The sequence below is a fragment of the Shewanella sp. MMG014 genome, assembly GCF_018100775.1.
In the GTDB taxonomy this organism is placed as follows: Bacteria; Pseudomonadota; Gammaproteobacteria; order Enterobacterales; family Shewanellaceae; genus Shewanella; species Shewanella japonica.
Genome location: NZ_JAGJDZ010000008.1, coordinates 57,418 through 71,861 on the forward strand (window position 1 = coordinate 57,418; position 14,444 = coordinate 71,861).

The 14,444-nt window shown below is 38.8% G+C and carries 15 protein-coding genes; 11 read left to right on the forward strand and 4 right to left on the reverse strand.

Translation table 11 applies throughout. The annotated features are described in order from the left end of the window. Nucleotides 1–61: 61 nt before the first annotated feature. The 6 genes from J8L86_RS13675 (at nucleotide 62) to J8L86_RS13700 (ending at nucleotide 4,255) form a co-directional block, all read left to right on the forward strand. A complete protein-coding gene (locus tag J8L86_RS13675) occupies nucleotides 62–322 on the forward strand; it encodes a YkoF family thiamine/hydroxymethylpyrimidine-binding protein (protein ID WP_211030819.1) in 261 nt (86 codons plus the stop codon). Nucleotides 323–363: 41 nt separating this feature from the next. Beyond that, on the forward strand, nucleotides 364–1,023 hold the full coding sequence (gene pnuC, locus J8L86_RS13680) for a nicotinamide riboside transporter PnuC (RefSeq protein WP_211030820.1): 660 nt from the start codon (nucleotides 364–366) through the stop codon (nucleotides 1,021–1,023). A gap of 8 nt (nucleotides 1,024–1,031) precedes the next feature. Continuing rightward, nucleotides 1,032–2,036 (forward strand): phosphotransferase, encoded by a 1,005-nt coding sequence (locus J8L86_RS13685; protein ID WP_211030821.1) that lies wholly within the window; start codon nucleotides 1,032–1,034, stop codon nucleotides 2,034–2,036. Between the two features lie 45 nt (nucleotides 2,037–2,081). After that, nucleotides 2,082–2,927, forward strand: a complete 846-nt coding sequence (locus J8L86_RS13690) for a DUF6279 family lipoprotein (protein ID WP_055024392.1) — start codon at nucleotides 2,082–2,084, stop codon at nucleotides 2,925–2,927. A gap of 93 nt (nucleotides 2,928–3,020) precedes the next feature. Beyond that, nucleotides 3,021–3,611, forward strand: a complete 591-nt coding sequence (locus J8L86_RS13695) for a DoxX family protein (RefSeq protein WP_055024393.1) — start codon at nucleotides 3,021–3,023, stop codon at nucleotides 3,609–3,611. Nucleotides 3,612–3,706: 95 nt separating this feature from the next. Then, nucleotides 3,707–4,255, forward strand: coding sequence for an NAD(P)H nitroreductase (locus J8L86_RS13700; protein WP_055024394.1), 549 nt, complete (start codon nucleotides 3,707–3,709; stop codon nucleotides 4,253–4,255). Nucleotides 4,256–4,311: 56 nt separating this feature from the next. On the opposite strand, the gene J8L86_RS13705 is transcribed toward J8L86_RS13700, so the two are convergent. Next, nucleotides 4,312–4,518, reverse strand: a complete 207-nt coding sequence (locus tag J8L86_RS13705; protein ID WP_055024395.1) for a hypothetical protein — start codon at nucleotides 4,516–4,518, stop codon at nucleotides 4,312–4,314. 210 nt (nucleotides 4,519–4,728) lie between these two features. Continuing rightward, nucleotides 4,729–5,454: a glutathione S-transferase gene (locus J8L86_RS13710; RefSeq protein ID WP_065108299.1), complete on the reverse strand. Its 726-nt coding sequence runs from the start codon at nucleotides 5,452–5,454 to the stop codon at nucleotides 4,729–4,731. A 278-nt stretch (nucleotides 5,455–5,732) separates the two neighbouring features. Here J8L86_RS13710 and J8L86_RS13715 point away from each other — a divergent pair, with 278 nt between their 5' ends. Beyond that, nucleotides 5,733–6,710: a rhodanese-related sulfurtransferase gene (locus tag J8L86_RS13715; protein ID WP_211030822.1), complete on the forward strand. Its 978-nt coding sequence runs from the start codon at nucleotides 5,733–5,735 to the stop codon at nucleotides 6,708–6,710. A gap of 151 nt (nucleotides 6,711–6,861) precedes the next feature. Here the strand turns inward: J8L86_RS13715 and J8L86_RS13720 are convergent, their stop codons facing one another. Beyond that, nucleotides 6,862–8,376 carry a Ppx/GppA phosphatase family protein gene (locus tag J8L86_RS13720; protein WP_247663407.1) on the reverse strand — a complete coding sequence of 505 codons (1,515 nt, stop codon included), beginning with the start codon at nucleotides 8,374–8,376 and terminating at the stop codon, nucleotides 6,862–6,864. Nucleotide 8,377: 1 nt separating this feature from the next. Further along, nucleotides 8,378–10,504 (reverse strand): polyphosphate kinase 1, encoded by a 2,127-nt coding sequence (ppk1, locus tag J8L86_RS13725; RefSeq protein WP_211030823.1) that lies wholly within the window; start codon nucleotides 10,502–10,504, stop codon nucleotides 8,378–8,380. A 328-nt stretch (nucleotides 10,505–10,832) separates the two neighbouring features. On the opposite strand from ppk1, the gene yegD reads away from it, so the two are divergent. From yegD to J8L86_RS13745, 4 genes are all read left to right on the forward strand, one after another. Beyond that, the gene (gene yegD / locus J8L86_RS13730) at nucleotides 10,833–12,197 is read left to right on the forward strand and encodes a molecular chaperone (RefSeq protein WP_065108296.1); all 1,365 of its coding nucleotides are present in this window, start codon (nucleotides 10,833–10,835) and stop codon (nucleotides 12,195–12,197) included. 92 nt (nucleotides 12,198–12,289) lie between these two features. Next, nucleotides 12,290–12,712, forward strand: a complete 423-nt coding sequence (locus tag J8L86_RS13735) for a CreA family protein (protein WP_055024496.1) — start codon at nucleotides 12,290–12,292, stop codon at nucleotides 12,710–12,712. Between the two features lie 260 nt (nucleotides 12,713–12,972). Next, nucleotides 12,973–13,455, forward strand: a complete 483-nt coding sequence (locus J8L86_RS13740; RefSeq protein WP_211030824.1) for a zinc ribbon domain-containing protein — start codon at nucleotides 12,973–12,975, stop codon at nucleotides 13,453–13,455. Nucleotides 13,456–13,707: 252 nt separating this feature from the next. After that, nucleotides 13,708–14,352 (forward strand): CatB-related O-acetyltransferase, encoded by a 645-nt coding sequence (locus J8L86_RS13745; RefSeq protein ID WP_211030825.1) that lies wholly within the window; start codon nucleotides 13,708–13,710, stop codon nucleotides 14,350–14,352. Nucleotides 14,353–14,444 lie beyond the last annotated feature (92 nt).

The window sequence follows — 14,444 nt, forward strand, 5'->3', positions numbered from 1 at the left end:
ACCGCCATAGTTTGCTAAACTATGGCGGTATTTAATTTAGTGTAATATCGAGGAATGTAGAATGAAATTAACTGCTGAAATCAGTATGTACCCATTTAACGAAAACTACTTGGATCCCATTAAATGGTTTATCGGCCGTGTAGATACTTATAGCAATATTGAAAGAAAAACCAATGCGATGGCCACCCAAGTATGTGGTGAATATGCAGATGTGATGTCTATGCTCGCTGTAGAAATGGAAGCTGCTCACCAAAAGTGGGGCAAAGCGGTATTTGTGTGTAAGTTCATCGGTGGTGAGCTGGATTTAAGTCACACTGAATAACTAAAAACTGCTGTATTAGCAAATAATAAGAAGTTAACACTATGCTTGATGAGATTTTACAACCAATACAAACGGCGATATCTGAAGCGTCAGCAATGACGGGATGGGAGGCTATTGCGGTTATATTGGCGATCGCCTATTTAGTCCTAGCCATGAGAACGAATATCTGGTGCTGGGCTGCGGCGTTTGTCAGCACGGCAATATACACAGTGTTGTTTTGGAAAGTCTCATTATTAATGGAGTCGGTGTTAAACGTTTATTATATGGCGATGGCGGTTTATGGTTTTTGGCTATGGCGATACGGTCAAAAAGAGACTAACAATACCGAGCTACCTATTGTCAGTTGGTCATTAAAAACTCACCTAATAATTATTGGTGTGACTACTGTTATAGCTTTGGTTGTCGGCTACCTTATGGCAAATAACACCTCAGCATCGTTTCCTTACCTTGATGCATTAACAACATGCTTTGCAGTAATGACGACTTACTTAGTGGCTAAAAAAGTGATTGAAAACTGGTATTACTGGATGGTGATTAACTCGCTGTCGATTTATTTATATTTGCAAAAAGGCTTAATGCTAACGTCTGGTTTATTGATTTTATATCTCTTTATGGCCATTAGCGGTTACTTCATGTGGCGTAAAAAAATGCAGCAAGATAATGGTGTCACATCCATATCACTTAATAAAAGTGCCTGTTAATCATTGTTATGAACAAGGATGAACCTTGGGAATATCTACCAAATGCACTAAAGCAGGCCTTACCGCCAGCATTAGCATTATTGATTAGCCAACAATGTACTCGGGTTGAAAAGTTATCTACTGGACTCAGTAACACGAATTATCATTTGCACATGGATGGCAAAGATTGGGTTGTTAGAGATAACCTATCTATAGCGCAGTGGTGTGATAGAAATAATGAAGTCGATTGCTGGAAAAATGTCGCGGCGATGTCCATTGCGCCCACATTATTATGGATCAGTGACGACAAACGTTTTTATATCAGTGAGTTTATTCAGCAGGTGCAATTTGACTGGTCAACCGTTTACGATGAGTTTGGTTTTAACCAGCCTGTAAGACCTACTCAGTCAATTTACCCCGTCGATCCCGTCCCATTACTATTGCAATTACTCAATCAGCTTATAACACTACCATTACCCGACAAAGTGGTGAGCTTGTCAGGGCAGTGGCAAATATATCTTGATGATTTACTTCGTCTAGCACAATCTCAGCAGGCAGGATTATTAACCCAATATCATGCTGATTGGCGCGCTAACTTTCAGCAATTATTAGCCATGCAACCACAAATGGATGTTTGGGTTAATGATGCCGAGTCTTGTTTAATTTCACCACAATTTTGTCATCGTGATTTAACGCCTTTTAATCTTTTACTTAAGCAAGACAAACTGGTTTGCATCGATTTTGAATATTGCGCAACCAGTCATCCGATGTTTGATCTCGCCTCGGTGATTGCTTCTCATCCTTTAACACCACAACAAACGGACGAACTAACATCACAATACTTGTCATTACACCCTAATTTATCGGTTGATGCGCCAAAATTCATGCTCCAAATGATGAACATATTTTGGATGTATTCTGCAGCTTGGGCGTTAATGATGGCAGGCAGGAGCTTGTTAGATGCCAAAGAGCACGATGAAGAAATTGCATCATATTTTATCTTGTTCAACAAATACCTATCTTTAATCTCATAAGCCTATTATTCTTAATTTAGTATCGCTAATTAGGGAGAATGCAAGTTGAAAAAGTCATTGATTCCATTGTTGCTGGTGATGTTTCTGGCGGGTTGTTCCACCAAATTTAGTTATTTTTTTCTTGATTGGGCTATCGAGTGGCGAGTTGAAGAATACGTTACCTTCGATGATGAGCAGCAAGAAAAGTTTGATGTATTACTGGATAAATTTCTGGTTTGGCATCAAAAAGATGAGTTAGTTCGATACAGTAGTCAATTAACATCCTTATCAGTCGCCATCGAAAATCAAACCTTAACGCCCGAAATGTGGCAGCAACAAGTTGTTGACGCTAAAGCACATTGGTTTCGTATTTTTAATTTTGTGTTACCTGATTTATTACCGATTTTATCCAGCTTTAGTGATGAACAAGCAGATGAGCTAATTGCTCAGCTCAAGAAAGATAACCAAGAACTTAACCAAAAGTATGCAGGTAAAACTCAACTACAATTAGTTAACGAATCAAATGAAAAGCTTCAAGACCGTATGGATGATTGGTTAGGTTCTGTATCTGATGAACAAGCAGCATTAGTTGCTGAATATAATCAACAACGTGTGGCGACCTTGGATATGTGGTTAGAGTACCGTTTAGATTGGTTAAGGCAATTTCAAGTTGCAATCGAGCAGCGGGATGAAACGGCATTACTTGAACAAAGAATGCGTCTATTAATGACCAATCCTGATGAATTAAAATCTGCAGCTTATCAACAACATGTGGAACAAAATACCCAATTATTTGGCCAACTTATTATTAAAATCAACCAAAGTTTAAGTGCTAAACAGCGTAAACATTTTACTCGTAAGATGTCTGAATTAATTGAAGATTTAAGTGACTTATCTAAAGAAATTAAATAAACCCCACTATGTGAAATGCATTTTTAGTCGTGGTAGTTGAAAGTTTTTTTCTACGTATTAGGTCTAGTGAGACAGAAGATACTATTTAAGGGAATGAACATGGTAAATTTATACCAACAATTTTTAGGGTTTTTGAAGCATATTGAAGGCTTGGCCCCATTAGCACTTAGAATTTATTTAGCGCCAGTGCTAATGCAAGCCGGTTATAACAAACTATCACACTTTAGCGATACAGCAGCTTGGTTCGGTAACCCAGACTGGGGCTTGGGTTTACCTTTTCCTGAAGTGATGACCGCGTTGGCAGCAGGGACAGAGTTTTTTGGTGGATTTTTATTGTTAATAGGTCTGGCGACGCGATTAGTTGCGATTCCAATGATGTTCACTATGTTTGTGGCGGCGTTTGCTGTACATATTGATAATGGCTGGCTTGCTATAGCGGATGCGAGTTCATGGTTAGCGAATGATAATGTTGCTGCGTCCGCAGAAAAACTGGCGGCAGCCAAGTCGATTCTTCAGCAGCATGGTAATTATGACTGGCTGACGAGCTCAGGTAACTTCGTCATACTTAATAACGGTATTGAGTTTGCCATTACGTATTTGTTCATGTTGCTTGCATTACTTATGCTTGGCGGTGGTCGCTACACCAGTGTTGATCACTTTATTGGCAAACGATTTTTATCTTAATCTGCCTTTTCTGAAAAACAATGCGATTAAAAAATCCCACGTTAATGTGGGATTTTTGTTAATATCTTCCTGAATTCAGTAAAAAGGACACTCCATTGGACGCATCAGAATTATTACTTACTCGTCAATCTACACCACGATTAACCCTACCAGCACCGAGTGAATCTCAGCTTGATTTTATCCTTAACGCAGCGGCTCGGGTTCCCGATCATGCAGCATTGACGCCTTGGGAGTTTATTATTGCTACCGGTGATGGTTTGGATAAACTGGCCGAAGCGTTTGTAGAAGATGCAATAGCTAAAAACAAAGATGAAGCTTATATAGCGAAGGCAAAAGTAATGCCGCATCGCGCACCAATGGTCATTACGGTTGCCACCAAACAGCATGAGCATCCTAAAGTTCCGGTATTAGAGCAGCATATAGCAGCAGGTTGCGCCACGATGGCTATGCAGCAAGCTGCATTTTCGTTGGGGTTAGGTGCTGTGTGGCGAACGGGGAGTTTTGCATTTAGTGACATTGTGAATAAAGCGCTTGGCTTAAATGCTGATGATCAAATCGTAGGTTTTTTATATATAGGTACACCAGCAGTTAAAGCACCGGTTAAGCCATTAAAACCAGGCCGTCAATTTACCCGTTATTTATAGGTGAAAGTAAATTGTGAATAATAAGTGGCTCAACAGATGGTTAGCCACTTATTAAGTTATTCTCTCGGATCTAACGAGTCTAGCGGCAGTAGGTTTTGAAACAGGTAATAACCTAGAGGCCCAAAAAATAGGCTTATGGTGCCCCATACATAACGTTTAACGTCGTCAATATGAGCCCCAGTAGTGATTGCGCGATAGCAAAACATAATGTGCAACATGATCAGTAATATGATCAGTAGCACAACCAAATCCATTTGTTCCATGTCTACATCCTTGAGCGCTGCAAAAAGACTAACTTAAGCTTAATCCTATTTTACTATTTAGCAGCTATTTCAATATAAAATCCATCTTATAGATGACATAAACTACTGCAGTCATTATTCATAATTCAAGGATGTTTGTGCATATATATACAAAAGGTTGATTTATCGTTGATTAAATAACCAATCTATCGAGCTTTTGGAATAATGGAGCTAACTATCTGATTTTAATCTTGTCTGTTTATTGGTGTCATCAAGCCATAATGGATACTTCACCATCACAGCTTTAAACAACTCACTTTCCATGTGGGCAGTCAGCCAGCGTCTAACGTGTTGATATGGACTTTGCTCAAACCAAGGTTTATTGACGTGAGCAAACTGTCTAATAAATGGAAAAATAGCGAAATCAGCAAATGTCGGTGTATCTGCCATTAATTGATTTTTATCAGTTAAATGTTCTTCTAGGCACTGAATAAATTCGCAAGCCCGATCGCGATAATATATTTCATCAAACTCTGGATGCCTGTCAGCATATTTATATTTATCTAACCAAGGTTTGAACTCAATGTCATTTTTGTTGATCAGTTTTTCAGTACTTTCATCATCTAATGATTCAAGTAGCGAGATATAAGCATTGTCGCATAAGTATTCAGAGCACTTATTAGGGTAGTTAGATAAAGAAAAACGGGCAATATCAAGACTTTCTTCCAATATATTTTCAGCGCGTTTAGCACTTTTGTCCTCACTTTCCCCAGCTGAAACATCGTGATGTGCATTAATTACCAACACAGGGACTGTTCCTTTAGGCGAAACAGCCAGCATGGCTTCGGGTTTATTACGCAGTTCAATTTCTCTTACATCTGGGTTGAGTGCTGATAAATGTAAGCCTAATCTGGCTCTCATTGCATAAGGACAACGTCTGAAACTGTATAAAATCATGAGGGTAGACTTCTTTATAGGGCATAGTATTGAGTCATTTGGCAGTATTTTAAGTCCTTATGGCGATAATTGTTAGTTAAAATCTGCGATGGTTATTTTTTATTTGTGATCTAAGTCTTATTTATTTGGCTTTGATGCTGTGAGCAAGGTACAATTCTGCGCTTTTATTTGATGACGATCACCATCTTGCGGTTGCCAGACGGTATTGGAAACAATAATTCGGTTAATTATTCACTAAACATGCACTGGAAATTAAGTTTCAGATAGCGGAGAAAAACATGTCACAAGTTGTCGTATGTGCCTTATATAAATTTGTAGCCTTACCCCATTACGAAGCGATTCGTGCTCCTTTATTAGATAAAATGGAATCCTCTGAAATCCGTGGTACTTTACTGCTGGCAAAAGAAGGTATCAACGGGACCGTAGCTGGTTCGCAACAAGCTATAGATGGGCTTCTTGAATGGTTGGCAACACAAGACGGGTTAGCTGATATTGTTTACAAGTTATCTTTTGATGACAACATGCCGTTTTATCGCACCAAAGTGAAATTAAAAAAAGAAATTGTCACCATGGGTGTAGAAGGTATTGATCCCCGTGAAGTGGTTGGCACTTACGTTAAACCAAAAGATTGGAATCAACTTATATCTGATCCTGAAGTGCTATTAGTCGATACCCGAAATGACTATGAAGTACAAATTGGCACCTTCAAAAATGCTGTTAATCCGGTTACCGAGACGTTTAGAGAGTTTCCTGAGTACGTAAAAGAAAACCTTGACCCAAATAAACACAAAAAAGTCGCCATGTTTTGTACCGGTGGTATCCGCTGCGAAAAATCGACAGCTTATCTAAAAGAGCAAGGCTTTGATGAAGTTTATCATCTTGAAGGTGGCATCCTAAAATATCTAGAAGAAGTCAAGCCTGAACAAAGTTTATGGGAAGGTGAGTGCTTTGTTTTTGATAACCGCGTTGCAGTTAACCATCAGCTTGAAAAAGGGGTTTATGACCAATGTAATGCGTGTCGTATGCCAATCACCCAAGAAGAAATGCAAACAGACGCGTATGTTCAAGGGGTAAGTTGCCCGCACTGTATTGATAAAATTTCAGATGAGCAACGTCAGCGCTTTATTGAACGTGAACGTCAAGTTCAACTAGCAAAACAACGTGGTGAGGCGCATATTGGTAGTGAAGTAAAACAAGTCATTGCACAGCGCCGGAAACAAAAAGAAACCCAAAAACAAGCGCAAAACGAAAGCTAGTTAAAGCGCTCTTATATCAGTTTGCTTTTACTAAGCATTAACAAATTACTGCTCTTTAATTAGGCCTAACAAGATTCAAGAACTATTTAAGTACACGTTATGAATAATAGCGTGTACTTTTTTTGGGCATTCTTATGAGTTAAAGTTTAACCTACTTAAAGCTCAAATTAATCCCTATAGTGGCTAACTTCTTTTGTTCGGCATATAAGTCTTGTCTTAATAACTCGCTGCGTTGAATTGCTTCTTTATCCTGCTCTTTGCGCTGCGAAAACTTAATCGTCAAATCTGCTTGTTGCGCTTTAACTTTTATTTGTTGGTTGCTGCTGGATGTTCGGCCTAAATTAAACAATACAGCGAGACGCAGAAGGGTTAATAAGCGCGTAAAAGCTTGGCGCTGAATCTCATCAGCTATCGTCATTGCAGGATAGTTTAGTTTTTTTCGATGATTGCCTACCAGCAAGGCTAACATTTGCTGTTGTTGCTGGTTAAAACCCGGTAAGTCACTATTTTCGAGAATGTAACTTCCGTGCTTGTGATGTGATTTTGAATTAATCGAAATGCCAATTTCGTGGAGCTGACAAGCGCCTTCCAGTAACCAACGATAATCTGCTAATTGCCATGAATTACTGACTTGCTCAAATAAGGTTAAAGCAGTTTTAGTCACCTTAGATGCTTGGTTAACATCAGCATGATATAGCTGAGCCAAACTCGATAATGTGCGTTGCCTAATATCATTTTGTTGTTCAATCTTGGCAAGCTCATAGAGGACACCTTCTCGAAGGGCACCTTTTGCAGCTTGCAAATGTTCAATTCCCAATTGCCGAAAAAAACTGATTAAGATAGCTAAACCTGCAGCAAGAAGAGGGATCCTTCTTTCATCTAGTAGCTCGAATTCAAGCTTGTCGATACTACCGACATTGATGAGGTGTTTCTTTAACGCTAAAAGGTTTTTACTGGTTATACCTTTGCCATTATCAGTTACTTCACTGATGGCGAGCGTGATGGCTTTTGCTGAGCCTGAACTCCCTAACACGAGTGACCAATCTTGATTAAAGTAAACTTGGCTTAAGCCTGAAAATTGCTTATCTGCAGCTTGAATTGCTTGTTTAAACGCTTCTTTTGTAAGGTGTCCATTCACAAAAAAGCGTTTGTTATAGCTAACGCAGCCACATTTTAAACTGGCTAAGTGTTTAGCGCGTTTTTCATTACCCACAATCACTTCTGTTGAGCCACCACCAATATCGATAACTATATTTTTTTGTTCAAGCACTTGGCTGTGGGCGATACCGGTATAAATTAATCGCGCTTCTTCATGACCAGAAACAACATTAATTGGGTAGGGCAGCACTTTGCGGGCTGCGGTTAAAAAAGATTGGCGATTTTTGGCTACCCGTAAGGTGTGTGTGGCGACAATTTTGACTTGGGCTTTCGCTAAGTTTGAAAAACGCTGACTAAAGTCTTTAAGGCATTGAACGCCATTTTCGATTGCAACTTCTGCTAACACATTGTGATTATCAAGGTATTTGGCTAGTTGCACTTGGCGTTTTTCTTTATGTAACACTTGCAAAAGCCCGTCTTGTTCACGTGCAATAACTAAGTGAAAACTATTTGACCCCATGTCGATAGCGACAAAATGTTGTGAGTCTTGTGCAATAACATCAGCCAATTTAAGCCTCTTGTGGTAATTCTGCTTGGTTCTTATTGTTATGTTTGACTGCTAATGCAGTTTTTACTTTCTTTTCGTAGCTATTAAGGTATTGATGAATAGCAACTTGACTACGAAGTTTGCGTTTGTTTCCTCTAGGGTTATAGCGATTATCATGCTGCTGATTAATTACCCTAGACTTAGTATTATCTTTAAATTGCAATGAAAGTATAGCAATAACCATTTGTTTTAACTGCTTATCATATACAGGTGTTGATACTTCAATGCGCTCATCAATATTACGGGTCATCCAGTCTGATGAGCCAATAAACAGTTTTTGTTCACCACCTGCATGAAACAACATCACCCGTGAGTGTTCTAAATAACGATCGATAATACTATAAACCTTAATGTTGTCGCTTTGCCCCGGTATTTGTGGAATTAAGCTACACATACCACGGATAAGCATGGTGATTTTCACACCAGCACTCGATGCTTCATAAAGCTTATTAATCATGATGTCATCCACCAGATTGTTCAGTTTTAGCTGAATACTGGCAGGCTTGTTTTGTTTAGCTTGTGCAATTTCATCATCGATTAAGCTTAACAAGCGTGTTCGCGAGTTATAAGGCGAGACGATGAGATGATTAAATTCGTCTTTACGGTAAGGTCTTTCAATTAAATCAAAAACTTGTTTGACTTCATCAGCAATATCTTGATTGGCGGTAAACAACGAAAAGTCAGTATAAAAACGGGCTGTTCCTTCGTTAAAGTTACCTGAACCTATGTGGCAATAATACTGGGTTTGTCCATGCTCTTTACGGCCTATGAGGCATAATTTTGAATGGACTTTTAAACTCGGAATACCATGATGCACAGTCACTCCAGCTTCAGCTAAGCGCCGAGTCCAGTTAATGTTTGATTCCTCATCAAAACGGGCTCTAAGCTCAATGATTGCGGTCACTTGTTTACCATTTTTAACCGCATCAATCAGTGACTGCATAATGTGGCTTTTCTTCGCCACTCGATAAAGGTTAATTTTAATGAATTTAACAGCTGGATCGTAAGCGGCTTGTCTGACTAATTCAGTAAAATGAGAAAACTTATGATACGGGTAATTAAGCATAATATCTTTATGCCTAATTGCATCAAAACTGTTGTCAAACGCTAAAAATTGACTGCTATCAATAGGATGAAGCTTCTCGTTTACCAGTTTTTTTCGACTTGGATTGGGGAAGTCCATAAAGTCTTTGAAGCTATGATATCGGCCGCCCGGCACAAGACACTCTGTAGAGCTGATATGCAAGTGTGACTTTAGCATTTCTAGCATATCTACAGGCATATTGCGGTCATATACTAGCCTCACGGGTTGAGCATTTAAACGTTTTTTAATCCCTTTTGTCATTCGTTCAAGTGTTGTCTGTTCAAGCTCATTACTGATATCGTAATCCGCATCTCGGGTCATTTTCATTGAGAAAACTTGAATGGTATCGAACTCAAAAAAAGGTCTAAATAAATCATCAATACAGTGACGTATAATATTATCTAGCAATATTAAGTGTTTAATTTTTGATGTTTTTTCAGTTGGTAGTTCTAAAAATCGCGGTACATTCTTATTGGGCACTTCCACCAAAGCGTACTCTTTATTATCGCCCGATTGCAGGCTAGCGACTAAGTAGGTAGTCCCATCAACTAAGTGCTGCACTAAATCACTTTCATCGGTGACGATATGGGGTGCTATATGACGCTTTAATTGATTTTTAAAGTACTTCTTAAGCCAGGCACTGTGAAACTCACTCAGTTGAGTCTCGTTAATTAAAAAGATATTACAGCGGGCTAACTCTTTCATTAATACAGGATAAATTTGATCAAACTTCTCTTGTAAGTCGAATACTTTTTCCTGAATTTTGTTCATTAATTGCTGGTACTTAATTTGTTTAGAACTGATACCAGAAACGAGTATCGCTCGTCTCACTGCAGCGACTCTGACCTGAAAAAACTCATCCATGTTACTTGAAAAAATCCCTAAGAACCTCACTCGCTCAATGAGAGGTACAGAAACATCATAAGCTTCCTGTAATACACGTTCATTAAATGACAACCAAGATAGTTCTTTATCAACGAATTTTAGATGACGGGATTCAGTCACATTTTGCTCCTGTAAAGCATTGCGGTAATACTTTCATAAAAGCCATAATCGAATGGTGCGAAAATAATACGGTAGGGTGGAATAGCTAATTCACTGTTTAATATGAATAAAGTTCAAAAGGTATTTTAAGGCAGTAATATGACAATTTTGTGATGTTATTGAGGCGAACACTGTTTTCAGTAAATTCAATAGTGCAACAAATTGATTAAGCAAATTAAACCAATTGATGAAATTGTCAGCTAAATAACAGTGAACACAAAACTTTATAAGATCCGATATAAAGCTTGTGTTATTTTTAGCATTGATTTGAAATTTTGAGTGGTAAGAAATGTTTATTGGGTTTGATTATGGCAGTGCAAACTGTTCTGTTGGTGTAGAAAAAAATGGTGAAGTGAGTTTAATTCCAATAAATGGTGATAGTCATTTTTTATCCTCTACCTTATATGCAATGGATAGAGAGTTAATCGCAGAAGCGGTATATCAACGCATTGCACCAGAACTTCAGCCAGAATTTGCCCAGTTACGTTCATCACAATTAAGCCGTGCACGCCAAGTTCGCCATGAATTAGATATTTACCCTGACGAACAAGTGGTTTTTGTTGGGCCTGAAGCGATTGACGCATACCTGGAATTACCTGATGAAGGTTTTTATGTCCGGTCGCCAAAATCATTTCTTGGCGCCAGTGGTTTACGTCCAGAACAAGTTGCTTTGTTTGAAGATATCGTGACATTGATGATGCTAGAGGTTATGTCCCGTGCAAACAAATTAATTAATGAACCGATTACGCAAGCCGTTATTGGACGACCTGTTAACTTTCAAGGTATTGGTGGTGAGCAAAGTAATCAGCAAGCACAAACGATATTAGAAACGGCCGCAAAACGAGCTGGATTCACCGAAGTACGTTTTTTGTTTGAGCCAATGGCTGCAGCGATGGATTATGAAGCCTCTATGGATAGCAATCAAACCGTGTTAGTTGTGGATGTGGGGGGCGGTACGACTGATTGCTCTATGGTGAAAATGGGACCAGAGCGTCAGCATAAAACCGATCGCTCAGATGATGTTCTTGGTCACAGTGGTCAGCGTGTTGGCGGTAATGATTTAGATATTGCCGTTGCTATGAACTGTTTTATGCCGCATCTTGGTTTAGGCTCGAAACTAAAAAATAACTTAACAGTGCCTCGCCAACCATTTTGGAATGGGGTTGCTGTGAATGACATTAGTGCGCAGCGTGAATTTAGCGCATTGTCTACTGCTAAGTTGATTGATGAACTAATCAAGGATGCACAACAGCCACAATTACTGACTCGACTAAAATCCTTAAGGTTGCACCAAATGAGTTATCAGTTTGTGCGTCAAGCTGAGCAATCAAAAATTGGGTTATCCTCAGCATCAACGTATGCTGCAGACTTAACGTTTATAGAGCCAGAATTTGACGTCACTGTTGATCAAAATGAGTTTGAAATCGCTGTTGAGCAACCCGTTGCTAAGTTAGTCACTATTATGAAGCAAGCGGTAGGTGAAGCTGGTGTGTTACCTGATGTTGTTTATGTAACAGGCGGGACGGCAAAAAGTCCGGTGATACATCAATGCATTGCTGATCAGTTTACTGGTGCAGATATTGTTGTTGGCGATCACTTTGGCAGTGTAACCAGTGGATTAGTGCGCTGGGCAAGCAAAGAATTTAACTCTTAAGGAAAAGTCGCTTTATGTTTTCTCAATCAAGCTTATTTTTAAACAAAAAACTATCGTCAGCCTTACTGATTGTTGCAACAAGTTTCCTCACAATGAGCTGTAGTGATGATGTGGGTAAAGTCAGTTTAGGGGTGTTTACCACTAAAGATATTAAGCTCAATATGATGGTTGATCCCATTGTGACTGGGGTGACTTGTCATGTGGCAAGTATTGAAGCTGATTTAAGCTTTTCAGACCCATCAGATTCAGCTATTTCATGCCGCCAAACGGGTGAAATTACACCGGAAATGATTGCCGGTATTGATATGTCAGCATCGGGTGAAATTGTTTTTAAAAAGTCGAAAAGTATCTTTTTTAAGACGATGAAAATACGTCGCATCTTTGATAAAGAAAACCAAACGTTAATGTATGTGTCGTACTCAACCAAAGAGACATCAGGTAGTTATAAGCACAGTCTATCTACAGTACCTTTATGGGGAACCAAAGCGTACAGGCAAGCACAACCTGCTATTTAGTCTAGCTTTGTATAGCATTAACTGCTTGTATTGACTCGATTTAGTGTCGGAATTTGAAAATAACATTCAGATAAATAGCGTCGATGATGTCTATTAGACACTCATTGTTAGATATAAACATTAACGACTAGCAATGAGCTATTAAGCATTATCTGATAGTCGCTAATGAGTAAATATCAAATAACATGCTTAAGGCGAAGCTTCTATACTCAAACCTAAGGCATGAATCTGTTTTCTGTTAAATACATGAGTGAGGGTATATGGACTGTCCCTATTGCAAAACGAGCATTGCTAGCGGCGCAGTAAAATGCGCTGCCTGTTTATCTTTTTTATCAGGGCATACGTGTCCAGACTGCAGCCATACCTTGCCTGAAGGGGCAAAAGTATGCGGGTATTGTCATTATCGTTTTAGCCAAATAAGTGTTGATGTGACACAAATATCCATGCATTTTACTGCAGAAGTGCTTGCTTCATTATTGTTTCGTTTCCGTTTGTTGCCGCAAGAAATCATTACCGATGAAGATAAAATTACCATTAACTCACCGGGGATATTTCGTCTTTGGAATAATACTGACGAAGTGCCTTGGAATAAGATTGCTGGATTCAATTATCGAAGTGGGATCATCTGGGATAAAATTGAAATAGAAACACGTGGCCAAAAACCGAGTATCATTCTTGGGTTATCGAAACAAAATAGTGATGAGTTACGTAAAGTCTTGCAATCAATTGTGAATGCAAATTAGCCAAATTGATCTTTGTCTATCAGGTTTAGTACGGGCAGTTACTTACCCAAAACGATGTCAAAGTTAAACGATGTCAAAGTTAGAATAATAAATATATTTTACAAGTCACTATACATGTGTGTTATTGTAAGCTGTATCTATCGTAGAGTATCACAATGCAACTTATCCCGTTATTAAATCAACCTCGAATCCATTGACGAGCTCAATGTTAAGTAAATCATTTTATTATTTAATATTAGCTTGAGGTTATATATGCATGAAAGACACTGGTCTAGATTTCAGTTGTTACATGATGTCGTGACTAACTCCAATATCACAATAAAGGGAACACATAGCTATTATAGTGATAGTTGGGATAATGGTTTTGAAGAATCGGTTGTCAGGTATTTACACGGTGATGAAATCAGTCGTCATTGGGAGCCTAGATGGGAAATTGATAAGCTCCATATTGGTGATTACGTTTGTATTGGCGCTGAGGCCGTCATTTTGATGGGAGGAAATCACACTCATCGAACTGATTGGTTTTGCTTGTACCCATTTATGGATTACATCGATGAAGCTTACATTGGTAAAGGCGATACTTATATTCATGATGGTGTATGGATCGGTATGCGAGCCATGATAATGCCAGGTGTCACCATTGGTGAAGGTGCTGTCGTTGCTGCGAATAGCGTAGTAACTAAAGATGTTGCTCCTTATAGTATTGTTGGTGGTTCTCCTGCCAGATTAGTTAAATATCGTTTTGAGCCTGCTATCATCGAAGAGCTGACACTGCTCAACATTTATGATTGGCCTGCTGAAAAGTTTGAAACGTTAAAAAGGTATTTATGCGCATCAGATATACAGCAATTAAAGGCGAAAGCACTAGATTATGATGCTAATAAAAGTATTTCCTAAGATAGTTGCTGGTTGAAGTGCTGCCATATTGCTGGTGGAATAATGCTTGAAACCGGTAAAGCTTCACTCATTTAATAAAAAGGCCAAACAAG